Below are 25,066 nucleotides of genomic sequence, written 5' to 3' on the forward strand. Positions count from 1 at the left end.
AATCTTATTAGTATACAGTGACTCCATTAATATCCATAATAATACCTACCTATAATAGGGGATACCTTATAGGAGAGACCTTGGATTCGATCATAGCTCAAACTTATATTTATTGGGAATGCATTGTTGTAGATGATGGAAGTACTGATAATACCTTTGAAGTATTAAATAAATACAGAGAAAAAGATTCGAGAATACAGTATTACAGTAGACCAAAAAACAAACCTAAAGGGGCTAATGCTTGTAGGAATTATGGTTTTGAAATTAGTAAGGGTGATTATGTAAACTGGTTTGATAGTGATGATATTATGCTGCCCAAGAAATTGGAAACTCAAATTAAAGAATTGCATTTATCTACTTTTGACTTCGCTATTTGTCAAACCCAAGTTTTTGATGTAGAGAAGAAATTAAATATCGGATTAAGAGCAGAGAAATTAAAGTCTGATAACATTTTTGAAGACTATATTACCTATAAAATATTTTGGTTAACAGGTGCGCCACTATGGAAAAAGAGCTTTTTAAAAAAACACCGTGTAAAGTTTGATGAAAAGTTACAGCAAGCTCAAGATTACGATTTTCATATGCGTATTTTAAGCATTTCACAAAATTATTTTGCAAATGAAACCCATCTTGTAATGTTTAATATTCATGCAGAAAACATGTCTAAAACTATTCTTGATACCCCACCAAAAACATTTTCAAACATTCAAGTAAAATATAATATACTTAATAATTATAGGGAATTACTAAATGAAGATGTTAGAAAAAATATTTTAAACGAAGTAGGACAGTTATATAGTTTCATTGTTAGAAAACGATATAAAAAAATAGCATTTAAAACCTCATTATTGTTGTTGTTATTATATAAAAGTAATGGAGAGTTATTTCAATCAAATGCATTGAAAATGTTATATAGAACATTAGCACCTTTATTTTATACGTTTTTGGGGAAAGGGTTTAAGTTGACTAAATTAGCGAACAAAATTGTTTCTTAATAAATCAAGTTATGCCTTTAATATCTGTTGTGCTTCCTGTTTATAATGTAGCAGAATATGTGGATGAAGCCATAACTTCAATATTAAATCAAACCATACAAGACTTTGAAATTTTAGTAATTGATGATTGTTCTACAGATGAGACTTTACCAGTTGTTAAATCGTTTAAAGATAGTAGAATTAGAATTATTGAAAAGTCTGTAAACAAAGGACTTATTGATAGTTTAAATATTGGTTTTAAAGAAGCAAAAGGAACATACATTGCCCGGATGGATGGAGATGATATAAGTCTACCTAGTCGATTTGAAAAACAATTAAAAGTCCTTCAAAACAACCCCGAAATTAAAGCATGTGGTTGTTGGTTACAGTGCTTTGGAGTTAGTTCTAAAGTATTAAAATATAAAGAACTTCATGAAGAAATTAAAACTCAAATGTTATTGGCTAACTCCATGAGTTTGTGTTCTTCAATGTTAGAAAGAAAGACGTATGTACATTTTAATTTTGATGAGACCAAAACCCATGCGGAAGATTACGATTTTTGGGCAAAGTCGGCGTGGACATGTAAAATGTACAATATTCAAGAAACTTTGTATTATTACCGAACTCATAAAGAACAGGTGTCCATCTTGTATAACGATATACAAAAGGTACAGGATGTTAAAATTAAATTGAGCCTTTTACATAAAATAGATTATGACAAAGAGAGGTATGAAGATGTGTTTATTAAACGGGTGTTATTTTCAAAAGAAGCAATAACTGTTGAAGATTGCAAACATTTTTTTAAATGGCTTAACCAATTAAAAAAGATAAATAAAGTACAACAAGTTTTTGATCATAAAGAGTTTATTGAGGTGCTTAATGTTTTTAAACAGCAATTTGTTTTCTATTTATTTTTCACAAATTGCAGAAAAGGAATAAATTACAGTATAAGGATAAGTATTCTAAATATTTTACCTTTTAAGCAAAAATGGTTTGTTATTAAAAAAAAGATAAATGAGATTATGCGTATAAAAACAAACAAAGTCTTTAAGAAATCAATATGAATCAAAACCATTTAGGCTTATCTATTTTAAGGGTGCAAGCAACTTTTTCGGTAATCATAATTCATGTTTCAGCGCCAATTTTAGGGGAGTATGGAAAAATACCACTTTTTTATTGGCACGTAGGTAATTTTTTCGATGGTGTAAGCAGATACTCTGTTCCAGTTTTTTTTATGATAAGTGGCGCTTTATTGTTGAATCAGAACTACCCTTTAAAAAAGTTTTTAAAAAAAAGGTTTGTCAAAGTACTACCACCGTTTATATTTTGGTCATTAGTTTATAGTGCGGTAAAGCGATTTGTAAAAGGAAATGAACAATTTGATTTTTTATTGACCACTGATAAGGTTATAAGAGATGTTTTTTATGGGAGTGAATATCATCTGTGGTTTGTTTTTGTGCTTATGGGAATTTATTTGATAACACCAGTAATCAGCAGATGGGTGAAAAATGTTCCTTCAAGCGAGGTTTTATTTTTTTTATTAGTTTGGTTGTTTACTTTGATTATTAAAATACCAGGTATTGGTATATATTTTCCCAAAATAGATTTAATATATTTTTCAGGCTACATAGGGTATTTTGTTTTAGGATATTACCTACTGAATTTAAATTTAAAAATAAAATGGCACATCGTTTTGTTATATGTATTTGGCGTTTTTGTTACAGTTTATGGAATGTTTTATTTTACAGAAAGGAACGGAAAACTTTTTAATTATTTTTATGATTTTTTAAGCGTTAATACATTATTGGTTGCAACAACATTATTTTTATTGGTAAAAGATTGTTCTATTCAGAATAAAAAAATAAAGCGTTTAATAATAAATATTAGTAATTGCTGTTTTGGTGTTTACCTTATGCATGTTCTAGTTTTAGAACTTTTTAATATGTTGAGGTATGATTGGAGGATAATAACACCTATAATTAGTGTTCCTGTAGTTTCAATATCTTGTTTTTTTGTTAGCATTTTTATAGTTTATTCGATAAGAAAAATTAAATATGGAACACTAGTAACTGGGTGAATTAATTGATGAATTTTAACAATAAAAATATTTTATTGGTTTTTCAAGGTGGTAATCTTGGAGGTGCAGAGCGTCAGGGTTTTGGGTTGGCACGATTTCTGGCTCAGAAAAAAAACTGTAAAGTAGATTTGTTATTTGTTTATTCCAATAAGCAATCTCAAGAATTTAAAGAAGTTCTCGAAACCTCTCCTATAAACAGAACGTTTTTTTTTGGAGAACCTTATGTTTTTTTTAAACGTGAAATCTCCATAAAGAACTTAAAAAGACTCAAATGGTCTGCTCAATATTTGTTAAACTTAAGAAAGGAGTTGATTCAATATAAATATCACACCATTATACCTTTCCAAAATACACCATCAAAAGTAGCCTACTATTTATATAAATTGTTACCAACAGTAAAGTTTGCGTTTTGGCATCAATTAGGGCTGGATATTTTAAAGTATGATATATTTGAGCATATTGCAGTAAATAATATACCTTGTATTATTGGGAATGCTGAAAATTGTTTGGAGGTATTTAGAAGTGATTATAAAATAAAAGACAATAGATTAAATCTTTTGCCTCAATACTTAAGTTTAGAAAAGGAAATAAAAGATAAAGAGGCTATTAGACAAAGTCTTAAAATACCCCAAAACAGCTTCGTATTTGGTATGGTGGCACATTTTACAAGTTTTAAATACCATATGTTGCTTTTGAATGTTTTTAAATTAATACAACATCAATATCCAAACGCTCATTTGGTATTAATGGGTAACAAACGTCATGGAACTAAAGCAATGGAGATTTACAATAGCTTAAGCAAAGAAATTAAAAAAGATAGTTTACAACAAAAGGTAACCCTACTGAGTAATAAAAGTGTTGTTGATGTGTTAAATATTCTTGATGTCGGGGTGCTATTGTCTTTGATTGAGGGTACTCCAAATGTAGTTATGGAATATATGTTATATGGGTTACCTGTAATTTGCTCAAATCATCCTGGGTGTGTCAGTTTGCTAAAAGACTCTGAGCTTTTGGTAGAAAATAATGAACAAGACATATTTAGAGCTATGAAAATGGTATTGACCTCTAAATCATTACGCGAAAAAGAATCTCGAAATAATTTGGAGAATATTAAGAATTATAACGTAGAATCATACGTGGACAAACTTGAAATAATTCTAAACAAATGCTTTAGTTAGATGTTGCATAACAATAATCCTCATATAAGTATTGTTTTGCCATGTTACAATGGAGAACGTTTTTTGTCAGATGCAATTAAAAGTTGTTTAAACCAATCCTATACAAATTTTGAACTCATCATTATAAATGATTGTTCAACAGACAAAACCGCTGATATTGCAAACCAATTTGCTAAAAAGGACCATAGAATTAATATCATAACAAATAAGACAAATAAAAAATTACCTGCAAGTTTAAACATCGGGCATCGCCGTGCTAAAGGAGATTTTATCACTTGGACGTCAGATGATAATGTTTTGAAGCCTAATTTTTTAGAAAAAATGATACAGCAAATTATTGAGAGCAGATCTGATTTAGTTTATTCTAATTATGAGGTTATAAATGAAAATGGTGGTTTTAAACGAATACATATAACGGGACCAACAGAGCATATTTTATTTGGAAACAAAATAGGAGCTTCATTTCTTTACAAAAAAGAAGTCTTTTCTATGTTAAATGGTTATGATGAATCGCTGTTTTTATTAGAAGATTATGAGTTTTGGTTAAGGGCTAGTATGCAGTTTAAGTTTATTCATGTTAAAGAAGTATTGTATGAATATAGGTTGCACGAAAAAAGCTTAACAGCGAATATTCAACAGAAAAATAAAGCTAAAAGCAATCATAAAAAAGGCGTTTTAAAAATGTTCAATAAATTGGCAGATAAATTGTCTTGGAATTATGAAACACTTCAGTTTATAAAAGACCATTTTTTACATGAACAGGTAAATTTGTTGCATTATATGAGTCATAAAAATAAAATTGATCAGGATATTTTATTGTTTAATCCTAAGAGATTTAATGAAATAGAGGTAGAAAGGGGAATTAATGAGGTGCTGAGAAGTCATTTGCTGTCTGATATCTGTAATCGAAACTTGAAAACATGCTTTAGGGTTTTAAGATCAAAAAGAGAGTTGTTGTTACACACTTCATATAGTAGAAGATATACATTACAGTATGTTTTAAAAAGTATTTTTAAATAGAATTTTGATGAAACAGGCCATTTTAATAACCGCTTATAAAAACATGCATCATTTGGAAGAATTAGCCGCCTTCTTTGATGATAGCTTTGAGTTGTATATACATATTGATAAAAAGAGTGGTATTTCAAAAAAGGAGTTAGAAAGCTTAAAAAAGTATGATGTAGTCAAGCTTGTTAGTCAAAAATATAAGGTTAACTGGGGTGGTTTCAATCATTTAAAAAGTATTCTATTTTTAACAGAACAAGCATTAAAAAATTCTAAAAATTTCTATTTACATCTAATAAGTGGACATGATTTTCCTATTAAGCCGAAACAGTTCTTTTTAGAATTTTTTAAAAAAAAGAATACGGAGTTTATTAGTTATTTTGAAGTGCCAAGAATAGGGTGGGCAGATAATAATGGAATGGATAGACTTGAGTATTTTAATTTATATGATGTCTTTGATGCTAAAAAATCTAAGCATAATAAATGGATTAAACGCTTAATCAGTTTGCAGAAGAAATATGGATACAAAAGATCAATACCTTCAAGTTTTCCTCAGCTTTATGGAGGGGCTACTTGGTGGAGTTTAACGAGAGAATGTGCGGAGTATGTAATAGAATATACTAACGAAAATAAATCTTTTTTTAATAGATTTAAGCATACATTATGCTCTGAGGAGTTTTATTTTCAAACCATAATCATGAATTCTAGGTTTGCAGAAAATGTGTCTACAAATACGTTAAGGTATATAGATTGGAATTCAAGAAATGGTAATAGACCTGCCGTATTAGATGAATTAGATTATGAGAAGTTGACTTTAACGGATGCAGTTTTTGCCCGAAAATTTGAATATCCAATTTCCGAAGATATAATGAAAAAGTTAAGAGCTCTAAATGTCGGTTAATCCAAAAGTCACTATAGTTATGGCTACCTACAATAGGGAGCATTTTATATTGGAATCTTTAAAATCAGTACAAAGCCAAACATTTAAAAATTGGGAATGTTTAATAATTGATGATGGAGGTAACGATAATACAGACCAAATAATAACTCCATTTTTACAAAAAGATACTAGATTTAAGTTTCTAAAACGTCCAAACAATTATTTAAAGGGCTTACCAGGATGTAGAAATTATGGGTTAGATTTGGCAAAGGGAGACTATATTGTGTTTTTTGATGACGATGATATTGTACATCCACAAAACTTAGAGTTATGTGTAAACGAATTATCCATAGGTAGTGTTTCATTTTGTAGATATTTAAGATCTGTTTTTTTTGAAAATTTTGATTATGATTTCGATTTTTCAAAAACATATAGTTCGTTTTATATCGATGAAAAGGCTATTGACGATATTGTGACAAATAAATTACCTTTTAATTCATGTGCAGTAATGTGGAAAAATACATGTTTTAAAGAGCTTCGTTTTGTTGAAACTCTTATGTATGCAGAAGAATGGGAACTATACTCTAGAATTATTTCTAATGGTTTTAAGGGGATTTCTATAAATAAAGTACTTTTTTATGGACGTAAACATCCACAATCAAATACAGGTGAGTTTTGGAACAATTCTCCCATACGTGTGAATTCAAAAAAAGAAGCTATCAAGTTGGTGGTAGAAAACTTGTGTCAAAAGGAACTGCTTAGTCCATATTTATTTAAGTATTTAGTAAATTTAGCTATTTCGTTTAGAGATTTTAAATTGGTGAAAAATGTTTTTAAAGAAACTGTTTCCAGTTCAAGAATAGAAATTTTTTATTCGATAAAATTTTTTTTATTTCCATTATGGCAAAAAGTTTATAGGCTAAAAAAGAAACACTTGAAATAAACGTAAACTATAATTAATGAGAGTTGGAGGAAACCCACAAAAGGCAGAAGGACTAATTACTTTAAAGACAAATCATAGGGTAGTAATGGTTGTTTTTGTTCCTGAGTTAACAGGATATTATACTAATATGTTTGAAGTGACTAAATTGTCCATAAACTCTTTGATAAAAACAATCCCGTTGACTTCTGCTATAACTATTGTTGACAATGGTTCATGTTCAACTGTTACCAATTATTTAACAAAATTACTTAAAGAAGGTCTTATAGATGCTCTAATGTTGCTTAAAAATAATATAGGCAAAATTGATGCTTTAATGGCCGGAGCTAGAGGAGCCAGAGAACCCATTATAACGCTTACCGACTGTGATATTTTGTTTGAAGCCAATTGGGTTTCTGAAACTATAAAAGTATTTAATACTTTTAAAAATGTAGGCTCCGTGTCTCCAATACCTACACGAACGGCGGTGAAATATTTTACCTTTAGCACCCAGCAGGCTATTTTACAAAAGCGATTATGTTTGAAATTTGAAAGTATTCCCGAAAATTTTAAAGCATATAATATGTTTTTAAAAAGTATTAATTGGAATCAAGAACCAGATAAGTTTAAATTATGGCCTGTGGTTATCAATAAAAATGTAAAAGCCATAGTTGGTAGTGATCACCAAGTAGTTACTTTACGTAGAGATATTCTTTTTAACTGTACACCAAGCAAACCATCTTTTACAAAGGTAGGAAAGGAATCGGAGCGTGATTATGTTGATTTAGCTATTGACATGAGCGGCGGATTTAGATTGTCAACCTACCACTTTTATGCGTTTCATATGGGTAATAAGCTTGAAAATTGGATGACTATAGTATATGATAAATTAGAAAACAACTCTGAAGAATTAGATCTCAAGTTATTTCCAAAACTTAAATATCAAGATATAAACCCGTTTTGGTACAAATTCAAAAAGAAACTTTTAAAGAAAGTATTTGAAACACAGATACCTTCTAACTACTAAAAAATAAAAATTGAAAATACTCATTTGTTTTGGTACGCGTCCTGAAGCTATAAAAATGGCACCTATTTGTTTGGCGCTTAGTCAAAAAAATATTCCGTATAAATTATGTGTCACTGCCCAGCATAGAGAAATGCTAGATCAGGTTTTAGAATTTTTCGGTTTAGTGCCAGATTACGACCTTAACATTATGCAGCCTAACCAAAACTTGAATGTATTAAGTGCAAGGATTTTAGCTGATATGGATGCAATATTCAAAACAGAATGTTTTGACCTTGTTTTAGTTCATGGCGATACAACTACCTCTGCTATGGTTGCATTGGCAGCTTTTCATAGACAAATCAAAGTGGCACATGTTGAAGCAGGGTTAAGAACTTATAATAAGTTATCGCCGTTTCCAGAGGAGTTAAACAGACAATTTACAGGAAGAATAGCTGATTTTCATTTTGCCCCAACTGAGAAAGCAAAAGACAACCTGCTAAAAGAACATGTTGATAAGTCAAAAGTTTTAGTGACTGGAAATACGGTTGTTGATGCCCTTTTTATTACTTTAGAAAAAATTAAGAATGGCTTCTCAAATAATGCTATTGAAAATTTAAAGGAACGCATCGGTTTTAGTAAAAGAATAATTTTAGTTACGGGGCATCGTAGAGAAAGTTTTGGGGTAGGGTTTGAAAATTTATGTAAGGCTCTTTTAGAAATATCAAAAAGACAAGATGTAGACATTATTTATCCAGTTCATTTAAACCCTAATGTTCAAGATGTAGTATACAACAAACTATCCAATATAGCCAACATACATTTAATAAAGCCATTGGATTATCCGTCGTTCGTTTGGTTGATGAGTAAATCTACCTTGATTATTTCCGACTCAGGGGGTGTTCAGGAGGAAGCACCATCACTACGTATTCCTGTTTTGGTCACCAGAGAAACAACTGAAAGAAATGAGGGAATTAATGCCGGATGTTCTATTTTGGTTGGTACAAATCCTAGTAAAATTAATGCGGCAGTGAATGAATTCTTAAAAAAAGAGAAGTTTCAGTGTGAAATTAATCCATATGGAAATGGAGATGCGGCTAATAAAATAGTTGACTTTCTTCAAACTTATATTAAATGAATAAACATATTGCAGTAATAGTAGATTCTATCGATGTCAATGATAGTAGTGGTTCTAAAGCAAACGTGGCTCTTATTAGTAATTTAATTGCTGTTGGATGTCGGGTTTCCGTTTTCCATTATACACGAAAACAAATTGAAATTAAAAATGCAGAATGTTTTGCAATCAAAGAAAAAAGAAGCACCCTATTGTTTTTTCTTAGTAGATCCCAACGAATCATACAAAGACTATTTAATGTAAACCTAGCTAAATGTCTAGAGCCTATTTTTGGGTTTTCCTTTACGTTTTTCAATGATGTAAACAGTATTAAAACAGTATTAAAAAATATTGATATATCACAGGTTGATTTAGTTATAACACTGAGTAAAGCGGCTAGTTTTAGGCCTCATTATGCGGTTAATGAGTTACCAGAGCTTCATGAAAAATGGATGGCATACATTCATGACCCTTATCCTTTTAATTGCTATCCAAAACCTTATGATTGGAAAGATCCAGGACATGAAATAAAGGAGAAATTTTTTAAAAGTCTTTCTGAAAATGCTAAATATTCTGCTTTTCCAAGTTTATTGCTTAAAGAATTCATGGGACAGGTTTTTGATAATTTTAATAATACGGGCATGGTTATTCCTCACCAAATAATAAATGTAGATATAAAAGAACAAAAGCCTCCAAGTTATTTTGAGAGAAATAAATTTAATGTGATGCATGCAGGGAGTTTATTGAAACAACGAAATCCCGAAGGTTTGATTAAAGGGTTTCAACGGTTTTTAGATAACAACAATAAGGCAAAAAAAGATTCAAAATTAATCTTATTAGGTAATGCAGACTATCATAAGCAAATGATAGAAAACTACTCTAAAGAATTACCCCAGTTATATGTTAAGCTATCAAATATTTCATTTAAAGAAGTTTATTGTCTACAATACCATGTTTCAGTAAATATTATTTTAGAAGCAGATTCTGAAGTTAGTCCGTTTTTACCTGGTAAATTTCCGCATTGTGTGTCTGCAGATAAGCCTATTTTACACTTAGGGCCTGAAAAAAGTGAATCTAAGAGATTATTGGGGGTTAAATATCCATATAGTTCTGAAATAAATGATATCAATAAAATAGCTGAAATATTTGAAAGACTTTATGAAGAATGGAAAAATAATGATGAAAAGCTGATTTTAAACAGGCCAGATTTAGTTAATTATTTAAGTGAGAATCAATTAAAAACACAGTTGAAAAAAGTTTTTAAAAATGATTAAATTCAGTATACTCATTACTACTAAAAATCGTTTAGAAGCCTTAAAGTCTACTTTAAAAAGTATAAGCCATTTAATTGATAGTAGCGATGTGGAAACTATAATTTGTAATGATGGATCGAAAGATAAAACCACTGATTTTATAAAAACCAACTATCCTAAGATTAAATTAATAAACAACCAAAAATCAAAAGGGCTAATATTCAGTAGAAATAGAATGTTACATCAAACAACAGCAGAATATGCCATCTGTTTAGACGATGATGCACATATAGTTTCCACGTATACCTTAGAGTTGATTTCAAACTTTTTTAAGGCGAATGAAAGATGTGCTGTTATGGCATTTAGAATTTTTTGGGGAGAAACATTGCCACAATGTATAGACTATACAGATACGAATACACGGGTTAAAGGTTTTGTAGGATGTGGCCATGTTTGGCGTATGGAAGCTTGGAAATCGATTCCAGATTACCCAGATTGGTTTGTATTTTACGGGGAAGAAGAATTTGCTTCATACCAATTATTTAAGAATAATTGGGAAGTATGGTATGTCCCTGATATTTTAATACATCATCGTGTTTATTTAAAAGGAAGGAAAAAGCATAAAGATTATAGAGTCCGTTTAAGAAGGTCATTAAGGTCTGGATGGTATCTCTATTTTCTTTTTTATCCTATAACAACAATTCCAAGAAGGTTCTTATATACCTTATGGGTTCAAATAAGAACTAAAGTCCTAAAAGGTGATTTTAAGGCATTTTTAGCTATTGTGCAAGCTACAGGAGATTTGGTGATAAATTCTCCACGTTTAATTAGTAATGCTAATAGACTGTCAAAAAAAGAATTTTTAGATTATTCTAAATTAGCAGATACTAAATTATATTGGAGGCCTGAAGATTCATAAATGTATAAACACAAAATCAAATTAAAATTGAATATAGATACTTACCAAAATAGAGAGGTGTTTGCAAAAGCCATGTTAGAAAAATACATGTCACAATCACCAAATAATTTTGTGAGCGATATAGGTGCAGGCTACGGGCATATGAAAACTAATGTTGAGCAACTAGGAGCGAAATGGCAACCTTTTGATTATGTGCAAAAGATACCAGAATCTATTATTTGGAATTTAAATGATAAGGCTCCTGAAAATGTTAAAAAGGCCGGTATGGTTCTGTTCTTAGAAGTTTTAGAACATTTAGATAATCCACTTTTATGTTTGCAGAATATTTCTAATCACATGGAAAAGGGAAGCGTTTTAATATTAACAACCCCTAATCCGCAATCCAGTAAAAATACCTTAAGTTTGTTTTTAAGAGGAGCGCTTTATGCATTTCAAGAGAAGCATATTAAAGAGAATCATGTGTTTACGCCTTGGAAACATGTGGTTTACGCGTTTTTAAAGCGCAGTGGTTTTGAGATTTTAGAATATGCCGTTGTAGATATGCAATATAAAGACAGGAAAATACCGTCTGTAAAAGATTGGATTAAGTATAACATAGAATCGTATCTTGAATATCGAAATCCGTTGGCTAAAGGTATGAGTTATGGTATTGTGGCAAGAAAAGTAACATAATGAGCGTAAAACTAATAGCAGAAATAGGACAAGCACATAATGGCAGTTTGAACAATGTTCACCGTTATATTGATGCCTTAGCGCATACGGGGGTTGACGCAATTAAATTTCAGACCCATATAGCTGAGGCTGAGAGTAGTATGTATGAACCGTTTCGGGTAAAGTTTACGGATGCTTATGCTACGCGGTTCGATTATTGGAAAGCGATGGAATTCACACGCCAAGAGTGGATAGATATTAAGCAACACTGTGATGATGTAGGGTTAGAATTTATGAGTTCCCCCTTTAGTAATGCTGCCGTAGATTTGTTAGAAACCGTAGGGGTTAATTGCTATAAAATAGGCTCAGGAGAAGTAACCAATTTTTTGTTGTTAGAAAAGATAGCGCAAACCCAAAAGCCCATAATCCTGTCATCTGGCATGAGTTCTTTTGAAGAATTGGATAAAACCGTTGCTTTTTTAAACTCAAAAAATACCACATTTTCTATTTTACAGTGTACCACATCATACCCTACTAAACCTGAACAGTTGGGGTTAAATGTCATTCAGGAATTAAAATCTAGATATCAAGTTCCTATTGGGTTTTCAGATCATTCCGCAAAAATAGAAACAGGAATAGCGGCGGTAAGTTTGGGAGCCGAAATATTAGAGTTTCATGCCGTGTTTAGTCGAGATGATTTTGGGCCTGATGCTACCTCTTCACTAACCATTGAAGAAATCAAAACACTTTCAGAAGCGGTTCGAAACATTGAAAAGGCACAAAATAATCCCGTTGATAAATCGGATAATTCGAGTTTTAAAGCATTAAAATCTATTTTTGAAAAATCATTGGCCGTAAATAAAGATTTAAAAGCGGGGCATTGTATCAGTTTTTCTGATTTAGAAGGCAAGAAACCAGCTAATAAAGGAATACCTGCTTCAGATTTTAGAACAGTAATTGGCAAAGTTTTAGTAAACGATTTGAAGCAGTGGGATTTTTTAACCGTAGAAGATATTAAATGAACAAACGAAAAATATGCGTGGTTATTACAGCGCGACCTTCCTATAGTAGAATAAAAACTGCATTAACTGCTATTAAAAAGCATCCAAAGTTACAACTGCAATTGGTTGTAGCGGGTTCTGCCTTATTGGATCGTTACGGGAATGCCGTTGATTATATAGAAAACGATGGCTTTAACATTGATGCCAAAGTGTTTATGGTTTTAGAAGGGGAAAATAAAACCTCAATGGCCAAAACCACTGGGTTGGGGGTTATGGAACTGGCCAATACCTTTTACAATTTAAAACCCGATGCTGTGGTGACCATTGCAGATCGGTTTGAAACCTTGGCAACTTCTATTGCAGCTGCCTATCAAAATATTCCCCTCGTACATATTCAAGGCGGTGAAGTTACTGGTAATATTGATGAAAAGGTGCGCCATGCCAATACCAAATTGGCTGATATTCACTTAGTGGCTTCAGAGGATGCCAAGAAAAGAGTTTTAAAGATGGGGGAAGATGAAAATTATGTGTTTAATACGGGATGCCCTTCTATAGATATTGCGTATCAGGTAAATAAAACACCGAACTTAAATTTTGATCCTATAGAGAAATATGGCGGTGTGGGTCATGATATCCATTGGAAAGATGGTTATATGGTGGTTATGCAGCACCCTGTAACTACAGAATATAACCAAGCTAAAGCTCATGTGTTAACCACTTTAAAGGTGATACATGATTTAGATATGCCAGCTTTTTGGTTTTGGCCCAATGTAGATGCAGGAGCCGATGGGACTTCTAATGGTATAAGACTATATAGAGAAATTTATAAACCCGAAAACATCCATTTTTTCAAGAATATGATTCCTGAAGATTTTTTAAGGTTGCTGATAAACAGTAAATGTTTGGTAGGTAATTCAAGTGTCGGTATACGCGAGTGCGCTTATCTGGGTGTTCCTGTAGTAAACATTGGTACACGCCAACAGGGAAGATGTAGAGGGAAAAATGTTTTAGATGTTAACTATAGTGAGGCAGAAATAAAGTCGGCCATTTTAGATAGATTAGAACAACAAAATCCAATGCCAAAGGACAGTATATATGGGGACGGGAATTCAGGTGAAAAAATAGCTCATATTTTAGCAGAAGTGGCATTGCGTTTTCATAAAACTATAGCATATTAATGCGTATTCTAGGACTTATACCAGCACGAGGAGGATCAAAATCTGTTCCTAAAAAGAATATTAAAAAGCTTTGTGGAAAACCTTTGATTCAATATACCATTGAAGCGGCACAGCAATCTAAAAAGCTATCAAAGGTTATTTTAAGTTCTGATGATGAGTCTATAATAACCGTGGCTAAATTGCTTGATGTAGAAGTGCCTTTTGTACGACCCAAGCATCTTGCGGAAGATACATCGCCCACGCTTGGCGTGATTCAACATGCGTTACGGTTTTATCAAGAAAAACAGGTTTATTTTGATGCGGTTTGTTTGTTGCAGGTTACCAGTCCGTTTAAAACAGGAGATTTTATTGATGAAGCCATTGAGGAATTTTATAAAAGTGGTTGTGATGCCTTGGTTTCGGTACAAAAAGTCCCTGATGAATACAATCCGCACTGGACATTTAAAACCACGAAGCATGGTAACTTGGAGTTGTTTACTGGTGAAAAAACTATTATTTCAAGACGACAAGACTTACCAGATATCTATCATAGAGATGGTTTAATTTACATTACCAAAACACACGTGTTGTTAGAACAGAATTCCTTGTACGGCGAGAAACTCACTTATATAAAATCACCTTCAGATTATACCATAAATATTGATACTGAGGAAGATTGGAAAAAGGCTGAAGCCTATTTGAATTCAAAAAACTCTTAATATTTATGTGTGGTATTTTAGGGTTTGTAGGTTCAGGTCAATATAAAACCGCTTTGAGCCGTATGTTAAGTATACAAGCGCATAGAGGGCCCGATTTTACAGGAACTTATTTTGATGAAGGGTTTGCTGCTATGGGGCACAATAGGTTGTCTATTATTGATTTATCGTCAAGTGCCAATCAACCATTTCAAGACCATTCAGGGCGATATATCATGGTTTTTAATGGTGAAATTTATAACTATTTAGAGCTTAAAAACACCTTAAAACAACAGTACAATTTTATAACTTCGTCTGACACCGAAGTTTTATTAGCCGCATTTTGCATCTATGGGAAGGGATGTTTGGATATGGTTAACGGTATGTTTGCTTTTGCTATTTGGGATAAAAAAGATAAAACATTGTTTGCTGCCAGAGACCGTTTTGGTATTAAACCATTCTATTATTTTAAGAATGCGGAATCCTTCATTTTTTCAAGTGAAATTAAAACTATCCATGAAACAGGAGTATGTAAAGCACCCAATGAAGTTGTTTGGGGTCATTATTTTTTAAATGGTAGTTATGGGCAACCTCATGAAACGTTTTGGGAGGGAATTCAACAACTGCCAGCAGGACATTATTTGGAGTTTTCAGAAGGGAAATTGCATGTGGAATCTTGGTACGATTTTGTATATCGTGTAAAAAATAAACCACAAATAACCGATTATCAGGAAGCTCAAGCCGTTTATGAAAATTTACTGATTGATAGTATTACCTTGAGATGTAGAGCTGATGTACCTATCGGCTTCAATATTAGTGGTGGGTTAGACAGTTCTGCATTGTTAGCAATGGCCAATATATCGCAACATGATATTTCAAACATTGAGGCATTCACGTTTTATACAGGCGATGAAAATTATGACGAATTACCATGGGTAAACCAAATGATAGAACGGTATAAAAATCCGCTGCAAAAAGTATGTCTAACTTCAAATGAGGTACCTAGTTTAGCAAAAAAAATAAGTCATTTTCAAGATGAACCTTATGGAGGGCTTCCTACTTTAGCCTATTCAAAAGTATTTCATTCGGCATCAAAAAAAGGTGTTAAAGTGCTGTTAGACGGACAAGGCATGGATGAGCAATTAGCAGGGTATGACTATTATCAAAAAAACTCTTACTCAACCATTCAAGGTGTTCATAAAAGTCCGTTTAAAAGGCATTTATTTAACACCAAATGGGCTGAAAATTTTTCAAAAGTGATTTACCCTAAACCCTTTGAGTCATCTCTGGAAAACCTTCAGTATAGAGACTTATTTTACACCAAAATTCCAAGAGCATTACGGTTTAATGATAGAATTTCTATGGCGTTTTCAACAGAATTAAGAGTCCCGTTTTTAGATTATAGATTGGTGGAATTAGGTGTTTCCTTGCCTAAGGCTTTTAAAATAAAAAACCATCAGGGGAAACAAATTTTAAGGGATATTGTTGCGAATAGTGTTGGAAACAATGTTTCGTATGCCCCCAAAAGGCCTTTGCAAACACCACAACGCGAATGGTTAGGGCGTGAATTGAACGGCTTTGTAGAATATGAATTGGAGAAAATTAAATCGACCCATTACAGTACATGGTTTAATATGAAAGCCATTGATTTAGAATGGCAGAACTATTTGGCAGGCGACAATCAATCAAGTTTTCATATATGGCAATTGGTGAATTTTGCTTTGTTAATGGCTTAAAAGTTTACTTGGTTGAACTAAAATAGTATATTTGGGTTTGTAACGAGAATCACTATAATTTGCACATAAAAAAATCAAAACTAGCACTTGTTATTACCGATGGTGTCGGCTTTAGAAATTTTATTTTAAGCGATTTTTTAACCCATGCAAATACTATTTTTGATGAGGTTGTGATTCTATCTTGTTTGCCTAAGAAGGTGTATGCAACACATACCCATTTGCGTGTTGTAGAGTTAGCTGTTTTTGAAGAAAGGTTTAAAACCTGGTTTTTTAGAAAGGCGAAGGAGATAGCCCATTTAAAATTAAATGCTAAAAACAATTTTGGTATCCTAGATAATTTACAAGCCAACCACTCTAAATTAAAAACGCCCAGAGGATATGCAACGCGTTTTATATACAAGTTAACAGCATTATGCCATTCAGAAGCGTGTATTCAGATGTTTCAGAAGTTTCAAAATTATACCTTTAAAAATCATCAGATTACTGAAGCATATCGCGCTATTTTAAATGACGAGGAATTTTCAATGCTGTTTTTTACACATCAACGGCCTCCCTATATAGCGCCATTGGTGTATGCTGCACAAAAGCAAAAGCTAAAAACGGTGGCGTTTATTTTTAGCTGGGATAATTTAGCTTCAAAAGGACGCATGGCTTCAAATTTTGATTATTATCTGGTGTGGAGCGATTTGATGAAGCAGGATTTACTTCAGTTTTATAGAGCTATAACCGAGAAACAAATTGCGGTGGTAGGAACCCCACAATTTGTGCCTTATGTTATGGAGGATTACCAGGTTTTAAAATCAGAATTCCTCAAAACATTTGATTTAGATGAACATTTAAAGACCATTTGTTTTAGTTGTGGTGATATTTCAACCAGTAAAAATGATGAATTGTATATTGAAACCATTGCTGAAGCCATACAGAATAAAACCATTGCCCCAGTTAATTTTATAGTGCGTACCTCTCCAGCAGAAGATCCTGTGCGGTTTGAAGGTTTAGTAAAGCAATATCCGTTCATAAAGTGGCATTTCCCAAAATGGAAACAGGTAAGACCTAAGCATCAAGAATCTTGGTCACAACGCATCCCAACGATTGAAGATGTTAAACAATTGCGAGCCTTGTTAGAATATTGCGATTTGAATATCAATATGTTGTCCACCATGAGTTTAGATTTTATGATGTTTAATAAACCTGTTGTGAATCCTGTTTTTGGAAATACTGAAAATGGTTTGTATAACGATCAGCGTTTTCTCGGGTATGCCCATATTGAACACCTAGTACACAGTAAAGCAACTAAGATAGTAAAAAATAAAACGGCATTGTTGACTGCTATTTCTCAATATTTGGTACATGATAATGATGCTGTGTGTCGTCAGGAATTTATAAAACAACAAGTAGGTGTGCCTCTAAAGCAAACAAATGAAGTTCTAGTTAATAGCATGAAGCAATGGCTGTAAAAAATAAACATATTGCCGTGGTTTGTGATTATAGGCTTATTGAAGAGCGAGTGGGAGGCATGGATCATTTTTTTTGGCGGTTTCAAAAAGCTTGTGAGGCGCAACACATAAAAATTGATTGGTTTTTTCCTAATACGGCAACGCATGGCGCGTATCATCAATTTAGGATTATTCCAGCCTTAAAGCATTTAAGTTTAGAACAGAATTTTCTGAATTATATTGAAGCAAATAATGTTCAATATTCATATATCATTACCCATTTTGTAGAACTTTGTACTCCCTTTTTTAAGAGTTTAAAAAGGCTTCAAAATTCAAAAGTTATTGCTGTTGACCATAATCCACGGCCATTACATGGCTATCCTTTAAAAAAACGCATCAAAAAAAGACTAAAGGGCTGGTTGTTTTCAAGGTATATAGACCAGTTTGTGGGGGTTTCAGACTATACGGTAAATGAAATTTTAAAAGATTTTGGAAATCACATACGTAATAAAAGCTTAGTAATTTATAATGGTATTGCGATTGAAAACATTATAGTCAATGAAAACAGAAAGAAGACGTTTCCTAAATGTCTTGTGGCTTCTCATTTACGACCATCAAAAGGAGTTCAAGATTTAATAGAGGCTGTATATCAATTACCTGAGTCTGTTAAATATCATATTAAAATTGATGTTTATGGTGAAGGACCTTATGAAGAAATACTTAAAAATAAAGTAAATTCATTATCATTAAATAAAATATTTTCGTTTAAAGGAAGTGTTGCTAATCTGAATGAAATATACTGTTTATATGATTATATGTTGCAACCCACACATATGGAATGTTTCAGTTTGTCTATCTTAGAAAGTTTAGCGGCAAATGTCCCCGTAATAACTACGCCAGTGGGAGGCAATACTGAGGTTGTAAAACAGGGAAGGAATGGGTTTATTTTTGAAACGAAAAATATAAAAGCACTTGCACAACTATTAGAAAAGATGGTTAAAGGTGACATGTATATTAATGGTAATACGAGAACATTAATTAAAGAAAAATTTTCAATAGATACCATGGTTGTGAATCATTTGAAACTTTTAGAATTATGAACATAGCCTTTTTAACCCCAGAATTTCCACATCCTAAAACAGGAAAAGCAGGAGGTATAGGAACTAGCATTTTAAATCTGTCTGAAGCTCTGTCAAGTTTGGGACATCATGTTACCGTATTTGTTTATGGGCAGGATAAAGACGATTATTTTGTTGAGAATAATATACATTACCATAAAATTAAGAATATTAAAGTAAAAGGTTTATCGCTAATTCTTACTCTAAAAAAAGTAGAAAGGTTAATAAATAAATTACACGATTCGGGGAAACTAGACATAGTGGAAGCGCCAGATTGGACAGGGTTTACGGCTTTTGTTTCTCCTGTTTGTCCGTTGGTTTTAAGACTACATGGCACAGATACCTATTTCTGTCATTTAGAACGTAGAGCAGTAAAATTGAAAAACAAGTTTCTTGAAAAAAGGGCATTAGAGCAAGCTAAAGGTATTATTAGTGTAAGCAATTATACGGGGCAATTAACCAATGAATTGTTCGCTTTAAATAATAATTATACGGTGATTCCTAATGGAGTTGATGTAAATATATTTGAACCCAAACAGAGTAACTCAAACAAATTAATTATTTTGTATTTCGGAACCCTCATTCGGAAAAAAGGCTTATTAGATTTGCCTGAAATTTTTAATATCGTTCATAAATCAAATAAAGAGGTGACACTTTTGTTGGTAGGAAAGGATAGTGGCGATGTAAAAACGGGATCTCCATCTACATGGAAACTCATGCAACCTTTATTTGATAAATCAGCCATTAAAAAGGTACGTTATTTAGGTGCTGTTCCGTATGCTAAAATTCAAGATTTAATTAATGATGCCACAATTTGTGTGTTTCCTACATTTGCTGAAGCCTTACCAGTATCATGGTTGGAGGCTATGGCTATGGAGAAAGCTATTGTAGCCTCAAATATTGGCTGGGCAAACGAAATGATTGAAGATGGTAAGGAAGGTTTTTTGGTGCATCCAACACATCACAAAGTGTATGCAGCACGTATTTTAGAATTGTTGGATAATGCTAATAAAAGACGAGAATTTGGTAAGGCCGCTAGAGAAAAAGTGTTAAAACAGTTTAGTCATGATTTGGTAGCTAAGCGTTCGGTTGAATTTTATAAAAACATATTAGAGACTTGCTAAGTTTAAAAACATACATAGCTTCAAATGGGGTAGAAATATTATACACAGGTACTCCTGATTTTGAATGTCTTGATACATTGGTTCAAAGAGAAGGTGATATCTGGCATAGCAGCTTGAATCAAGGGTATAAAAATACGTTTCCTGAAATTATTTATCAAACCGCTGTGTTTTTTTGGTATGCCAAAGATTTTGATGGACTAAAAACGTCAGTTAGTTGGCGTATTAATCCGAATGCTTTTGCCGTAAGAAAGGAAGTTTGGGAGACTGTTGGCGGCTTTGATTATGATTACGAGAACATACAAACTTCGGCTTTTGATTTTGGGTTTAACCTACTTAGGTACCAAGGTGCTATACCTTTATTTGTAGATGGATTGTTTGAGACAAAGCATGAACAGGTGCAAATTTCTATACAGGATGTTTATACTTTTTACAAGAAAAATTTTAAGCACTCACAAGGTGTCTATATGCTTTTGCGTCGTGGTATTTGGAATATCCATGAGTTTAAAAGTTATAGATTTGCAAAAAATAACCACAGCTATAAACATAAAAAGAATGTACTGTCACCGAGAGTTTTAAAACCCATTACAGGTCAACCTACCGTAAGCTATATTATTCCAACCATGATGCGGCAGGCCTTCACAATCAATCTTTTAAATGATTTAGAAAATCAAACTTATAAGCCACATCAGGTAGTGGTTGTAGATGCCACCCCTGAAGACCAACGGGATCAATCACTGTATAATAGGCATTTTTCTTTTGATTTAATTGTTAGATGGCAAACTAGCAAAGGAAGTTGTAGAGCTAGAAATGAGGCTATTACATTGTGTTCTGGTGATTATATTGTTTTTGGCGATGATGATATTAGAATTCAGCCGCATTTTATTGAAAATCATATACGATTGTTGCAAACCTATAAGGCTGAAGCTTGTAACGGATTCGATATAAGAGCCGATCACCAGCAACAAGATTTGAAGGATTTAGATACAAAGTTAAAAGCCTTGGGTGAAAAACGATGGAAAGTTGGTGCGGCACAATCTTTTAGTAATGCTAATTCCTGTGTAACACGTCGTGTGGTGGAGCAATTAGGTGGAAATGATATAAATTATGATGGGGGTTATGGGGAAGATGCAGATTTCGGACTTTCTATTTCAAAACTTGGGGTAACGGTATTACAAAATCCGTTTTCGGTTAATTTACATTTAAAACCTCCTGTTGGGGGGTATAGGTTTTGGGGAAAACAGGCTAGTCTTAAAGGTAAAAAAAGGAAACAACAACCCTGGGAACTAGATAAACCAGTAAGATGGGTTGTGCCTAAGCCGAGCCCCACTATTATGTATCAATTGTTTAAACATTTTACAAAGGATCAAAGAAGAGAGTATAAGATTAAATATTTTGTATTCTACTTCACAAAGGCGAGAAGGATTCTGCTACCATTACGGTTTTTAGTATGGCCTTGGCGTATGTTACAATTTAATCGGTCAGAATTTTATGCCAAACAGTTAATGGCATTAGGAAAACGAATTAAATGATGTTGAATTTTTCATTGATAATATGCACTTATATGCGTCCGAAAGCATTGGTCTCTCTATTGCAATCGGTAGAACATCAAACGCTATATCCTAATGATATTTTAGTTGTGGATGGTTCTTTAAATGATGAAACCAAGCAGATTTTAAAACAAAACAGGTTTAAAAATGTAAAATACTATAGTGTAGGTAGCGTGCATAGAGGACTTACAAAGCAAAGAAATTATGGTATAAAACGTGTTCCTGATTCCACTGATATCATTTGTTTTTTAGATGATGATATCATCTTAATACCAGATTATTTTGAGCAGTTAATAGCCACTTACACTCAAAAACAAGACGCCCTGGCTGTTGGCGGTTACATAACAAATGAAGTAAATTGGGAGCCATCTGACAATCAAGACAGACCTTCAAAATTTTATTATGATGGTTTTATGCGTAACGAACCCCAACGCTTTAAAGTTCGAAGAAAGTTTGGCCTTTTGCCAGATGTGCCTCCTGGATATATGCCAAGTTTTTCTCATGGACGTTCCATAAGTTTTTTGCCTCCTTCAGGTAAAATCTATGAAGTTGAGCAGCTTATGGGTGGGGTGTCCTCTTATAAAAAAAGTGTGTTTGAACAAATGTCATTTTCAGAATATTTTATAGGATACGGCCTATACGAAGATGCCGATTTCTCCTTGCGGCTATCAAAATTAGGCAAACTTTACATTAATACAAAAGCGCAGTTAGAGCATCATCATAATAGCTCTGGGCGTCCTGATGTATTTAAGTATGGTAAGATGGTTTTACGAAATGGATGGTATGTATGGCGTGTAAAATATACAAAGCCAGATATGACATCTACGCTGAAATGGCATGCTACAAGTTTACTTTTAACACTTATAAGGTTTACAAATATAGTCACGTCTCAAAATAAGAAAGCGGCTTTATTGGAGACTTTTGGACGTGTTGTAGGATGGTGGTCACTATTGTTTAATAAACCCAAGCTAGAACAATGACATTTGTAATTATTTCACATGTGTTGCATAAGGTTAATGCTGATGGAGTTTCGGCTTATGCTCCTTATGTAGGTGAAATGAATGTTTGGTTAAAGCATGTGGATAAGGTAGTTATTGTAGCTCCTGTTATTGAAACTGAACCCACCGCCATAGACCTACACTATAAACATGATCAAATAACCTTAAAACCAATTTCTGCTATACAATTTACATCTGTTAGTACCGCTTTTATTTCGACACTAAAAGTACCCTATATATTTTGGAGGCTTATGCAAGTTTGTTTTCAAGCCGATCATGTACATTTACGCTGCCCAGGAAATATTGGCTTGTTGGGCTGTCTTGTTCAAATTTTATTTCCTAAAAAAACAAAAACAGCCAAATATGCGGGTAATTGGGACCCCAAAGCCAATCAACCCTTAAGTTACAGATTTCAAAAATGGTTATTGTCTAATACGTTTTTAACCCGAAATATGACAGTTTTGGTATATGGTACTTGGAAAGGTCAAACAAAAAACATCAAGCCGTTTTTTACCGCAACCTATAAAAAAGAAGAAAGAGTAATTTCTAAAGTTCGTGATTATACGAAAGCATTAAAATTTGTCTTTATAGGAAGCTTGGTAGCGGGAAAACGACCTTTATTGACTATTCAAATTATAGAACAGTTAATAAAAGATGGTTATGATGTTTCACTAGAGATATTTGGTGATGGTATTTTAAAAGATGATTTACAAGCTTATATTATAGAACATAATTTAACAACACGAGTAAAGCTATTGGGTAATCAAAGTAAACCTAAAGTTAAAGAGGCGTTAAAAACGGCACACTTTTCTATATTACCATCAAAATCTGAAGGCTGGCCAAAAGCTATTGCTGAAGCTATGTTTTTTGGCGTTGTACCCATTGCAACACCAATTTCTTGTGTGCCTGATATGTTAGATTATGGTAAAAGGGGGGTGCTTATTGAGGGCCGATTATCCGGAGATGTAACTATTTTGAAAAAGGTTTTAGGGGCTCCTCAATCGTTAAAAGATATGTCGGAGGCGGCTTTCCAATGGTCTCAAATGTTTACTTTAGACTATTTTGAAAGCGAAATAGTAAAAATACTATCTGGTTCATGAAGGTATTGCAACTCATAGATTCATTACATGCAGGCGGGGCAGAACGAGTTGCTGTAAATTTAGCAAATGCTTTGTCTAAATATATTGAGTCTTCTTATTTATGCACAACAAGAGAAGAAGGAGTGCTAAAGGCGTCTATAGATTCAACCGTTTCATACTTGTTTCTAAATAAAAAGCAGACCCTTGATGTAAAAGCTATTAAAAAACTGAACACGTTTATAAAAGCAAACAATATTGATGTAATTCATGCCCATTCTTCGTCCTTTTTTATAGGCACCGTCATCAGAATGTTAAACCCGAAACTGATTTTAGTCTGGCATGATCATTACGGAAAAAGTGAAGCATTACATAATCGTTCTACGTTTGCTATAAAACTATGTTCCAAATTTTTCAGTCATATTTTTGCTGTAAATTCTAAATTAGAAGCTTGGTCAAAAATAGTTTTAAATAAAGTATCGGTTACATATCTACCTAATTTTGCTCATTTAAATATATCTAAATCTGGAACCATTTTACAAGGAAAGGATGGATGTAGAATTATTCATCTTGCTAATTTCAGACAACAGAAAGACCATTTAACTTTACTTGAGGCCTATGCAATTATTTTTAGACAATATCCTGATTGGACCTTACATTTAGTTGGTAAGAATTTTTCAGATAAGTATTTTACCGAAATAAAGCGTTATATTGAAGAGGAAAAATTGAATACGCATGTCTATATATATGGCAGTGCTATAGATGTTTCAAATATTTTAAATCAAAGTGATATAGGCGCCTTATCATCACAATCAGAGGGACTTCCCTTGGCACTTTTAGAATATGGTCTATCAAAATTACCGGTGGTATGTACCAATGTGGGCGACTGCCAAAAAGTAATATCGAATTTAAATGAAGGTATTTTGGTTAATCCTAATAATGCAGAAGAACTGGCAAAAGGTATTGAAAAGTTAATAAGAGATAAAGATTTAAGACAGGTGTTAGCATCAGGTTTACACCAAAAAGTGATAACCTCTTTTTCAGAGAAAAGCACAATGCATTCATTACTAAACATATATAAGTCATTTATTTAAATGAAGCTATCGCTCTATTATAAACTTCTTATTTTTCACATAGTTTTGGCTATTTTGGTTTTTGTCTTTAAACCATTTGCGCTGGCTTATTTTATGTTTATTACGGTGTTT

The 25,066-nt window shown here is 32.7% G+C and carries 23 protein-coding genes; all 23 read left to right on the top strand.

The window, feature by feature from the left end; all coding sequences use genetic code 11:
* Nucleotides 1–17 precede the first annotated feature (17 nt).
* The 23 genes from KFZ70_RS10230 to KFZ70_RS10340 are packed head-to-tail and all read left to right on the top strand — an operon-like array spanning nucleotide 18 to nucleotide 24,955.
* Complete coding sequence (locus KFZ70_RS10230; RefSeq protein WP_139695413.1) at nucleotides 18–995, top strand: glycosyltransferase family 2 protein; 978 nt, start codon at nucleotides 18–20, stop codon at nucleotides 993–995.
* A gap of 11 nt (nucleotides 996–1,006) precedes the next feature.
* Nucleotides 1,007–2,038: a glycosyltransferase family 2 protein gene (locus KFZ70_RS10235; RefSeq protein WP_139695412.1), complete on the top strand. Its 1,032-nt coding sequence runs from the start codon at nucleotides 1,007–1,009 to the stop codon at nucleotides 2,036–2,038.
* On the top strand, nucleotides 2,035–3,051 hold the full coding sequence (locus KFZ70_RS10240; protein WP_139695411.1) for an acyltransferase: 1,017 nt from the start codon (nucleotides 2,035–2,037) through the stop codon (nucleotides 3,049–3,051). The genes KFZ70_RS10235 and KFZ70_RS10240 overlap by 4 nt, the downstream gene beginning before the upstream one ends.
* A gap of 8 nt (nucleotides 3,052–3,059) precedes the next feature.
* On the top strand, nucleotides 3,060–4,229 hold the full coding sequence (locus KFZ70_RS10245) for a glycosyltransferase family 4 protein (protein ID WP_139695410.1): 1,170 nt from the start codon (nucleotides 3,060–3,062) through the stop codon (nucleotides 4,227–4,229).
* The gene (locus KFZ70_RS10250) at nucleotides 4,230–5,249 is read left to right on the top strand and encodes a glycosyltransferase (protein ID WP_139695409.1); all 1,020 of its coding nucleotides are present in this window, start codon (nucleotides 4,230–4,232) and stop codon (nucleotides 5,247–5,249) included.
* A gap of 7 nt (nucleotides 5,250–5,256) precedes the next feature.
* Complete coding sequence (locus tag KFZ70_RS10255) at nucleotides 5,257–6,135, top strand: beta-1,6-N-acetylglucosaminyltransferase (protein WP_139695408.1); 879 nt, start codon at nucleotides 5,257–5,259, stop codon at nucleotides 6,133–6,135.
* Nucleotides 6,125–7,057, top strand: a complete 933-nt coding sequence (locus tag KFZ70_RS10260) for a glycosyltransferase family 2 protein (protein ID WP_139695407.1) — start codon at nucleotides 6,125–6,127, stop codon at nucleotides 7,055–7,057. The genes KFZ70_RS10255 and KFZ70_RS10260 overlap by 11 nt, the downstream gene beginning before the upstream one ends.
* A gap of 16 nt (nucleotides 7,058–7,073) precedes the next feature.
* Nucleotides 7,074–8,060 carry a glycosyltransferase gene (locus KFZ70_RS10265; RefSeq protein ID WP_139695406.1) on the top strand — a complete coding sequence of 329 codons (987 nt, stop codon included), beginning with the start codon at nucleotides 7,074–7,076 and terminating at the stop codon, nucleotides 8,058–8,060.
* A gap of 10 nt (nucleotides 8,061–8,070) precedes the next feature.
* Nucleotides 8,071–9,174, top strand: a complete 1,104-nt coding sequence (gene wecB / locus KFZ70_RS10270) for a non-hydrolyzing UDP-N-acetylglucosamine 2-epimerase (protein WP_139695405.1) — start codon at nucleotides 8,071–8,073, stop codon at nucleotides 9,172–9,174.
* Nucleotides 9,171–10,424 carry a glycosyltransferase family 4 protein gene (locus tag KFZ70_RS10275; RefSeq protein WP_139695404.1) on the top strand — a complete coding sequence of 418 codons (1,254 nt, stop codon included), beginning with the start codon at nucleotides 9,171–9,173 and terminating at the stop codon, nucleotides 10,422–10,424. Before wecB ends, KFZ70_RS10275 begins: the two co-directional genes overlap by 4 nt.
* Nucleotides 10,417–11,322, top strand: a complete 906-nt coding sequence (locus KFZ70_RS10280) for a glycosyltransferase family 2 protein (protein ID WP_139695403.1) — start codon at nucleotides 10,417–10,419, stop codon at nucleotides 11,320–11,322. Before KFZ70_RS10275 ends, KFZ70_RS10280 begins: the two co-directional genes overlap by 8 nt.
* 27 nt (nucleotides 11,323–11,349) lie before the next feature.
* Complete coding sequence (locus tag KFZ70_RS10285) at nucleotides 11,350–11,994, top strand: methyltransferase domain-containing protein (RefSeq protein WP_158293177.1); 645 nt, start codon at nucleotides 11,350–11,352, stop codon at nucleotides 11,992–11,994.
* Nucleotides 11,994–12,995, top strand: coding sequence for an N-acetylneuraminate synthase family protein (locus KFZ70_RS10290; protein WP_139695401.1), 1,002 nt, complete (start codon nucleotides 11,994–11,996; stop codon nucleotides 12,993–12,995). Before KFZ70_RS10285 ends, KFZ70_RS10290 begins: the two co-directional genes overlap by 1 nt.
* Nucleotides 12,992–14,152, top strand: a complete 1,161-nt coding sequence (gene neuC / locus KFZ70_RS10295; RefSeq protein ID WP_139695400.1) for a UDP-N-acetylglucosamine 2-epimerase — start codon at nucleotides 12,992–12,994, stop codon at nucleotides 14,150–14,152. Before KFZ70_RS10290 ends, neuC begins: the two co-directional genes overlap by 4 nt.
* Nucleotides 14,152–14,850 carry a cytidylyltransferase domain-containing protein gene (locus tag KFZ70_RS10300; protein ID WP_139695399.1) on the top strand — a complete coding sequence of 233 codons (699 nt, stop codon included), beginning with the start codon at nucleotides 14,152–14,154 and terminating at the stop codon, nucleotides 14,848–14,850. Before neuC ends, KFZ70_RS10300 begins: the two co-directional genes overlap by 1 nt.
* Before the next feature lie 5 nt (nucleotides 14,851–14,855).
* Nucleotides 14,856–16,562: an asparagine synthase (glutamine-hydrolyzing) gene (gene asnB / locus KFZ70_RS10305; RefSeq protein WP_139695398.1), complete on the top strand. Its 1,707-nt coding sequence runs from the start codon at nucleotides 14,856–14,858 to the stop codon at nucleotides 16,560–16,562.
* Between the two features lie 59 nt (nucleotides 16,563–16,621).
* A complete protein-coding gene (locus KFZ70_RS10310) occupies nucleotides 16,622–18,019 on the top strand; it encodes a hypothetical protein (RefSeq protein ID WP_233244010.1) in 1,398 nt (465 codons plus the stop codon).
* A complete protein-coding gene (locus tag KFZ70_RS10315) occupies nucleotides 18,010–19,098 on the top strand; it encodes a glycosyltransferase family 4 protein (protein WP_233244009.1) in 1,089 nt (362 codons plus the stop codon). The genes KFZ70_RS10310 and KFZ70_RS10315 overlap by 10 nt, the downstream gene beginning before the upstream one ends.
* On the top strand, nucleotides 19,095–20,240 hold the full coding sequence (locus KFZ70_RS10320) for a glycosyltransferase family 4 protein (protein ID WP_139695397.1): 1,146 nt from the start codon (nucleotides 19,095–19,097) through the stop codon (nucleotides 20,238–20,240). Before KFZ70_RS10315 ends, KFZ70_RS10320 begins: the two co-directional genes overlap by 4 nt.
* Nucleotides 20,234–21,769 carry a glycosyltransferase family 2 protein gene (locus tag KFZ70_RS10325; RefSeq protein WP_139695396.1) on the top strand — a complete coding sequence of 512 codons (1,536 nt, stop codon included), beginning with the start codon at nucleotides 20,234–20,236 and terminating at the stop codon, nucleotides 21,767–21,769. The genes KFZ70_RS10320 and KFZ70_RS10325 overlap by 7 nt, the downstream gene beginning before the upstream one ends.
* A complete protein-coding gene (locus tag KFZ70_RS10330) occupies nucleotides 21,769–22,767 on the top strand; it encodes a glycosyltransferase family 2 protein (protein WP_199240659.1) in 999 nt (332 codons plus the stop codon). The genes KFZ70_RS10325 and KFZ70_RS10330 overlap by 1 nt, the downstream gene beginning before the upstream one ends.
* Nucleotides 22,764–23,885, top strand: a complete 1,122-nt coding sequence (locus tag KFZ70_RS10335) for a glycosyltransferase family 4 protein (RefSeq protein WP_139695394.1) — start codon at nucleotides 22,764–22,766, stop codon at nucleotides 23,883–23,885. The genes KFZ70_RS10330 and KFZ70_RS10335 overlap by 4 nt, the downstream gene beginning before the upstream one ends.
* Complete coding sequence (locus KFZ70_RS10340) at nucleotides 23,882–24,955, top strand: glycosyltransferase family 4 protein (protein WP_139695393.1); 1,074 nt, start codon at nucleotides 23,882–23,884, stop codon at nucleotides 24,953–24,955. The genes KFZ70_RS10335 and KFZ70_RS10340 overlap by 4 nt, the downstream gene beginning before the upstream one ends.
* Nucleotides 24,956–25,066: the final 111 nt, after the last annotated feature.

Origin of the sequence: Allotamlana fucoidanivorans (assembly GCF_045788535.1) — a bacterium.
Classification (GTDB): Bacteria; Bacteroidota; Bacteroidia; order Flavobacteriales; family Flavobacteriaceae; genus Allotamlana; species Allotamlana fucoidanivorans.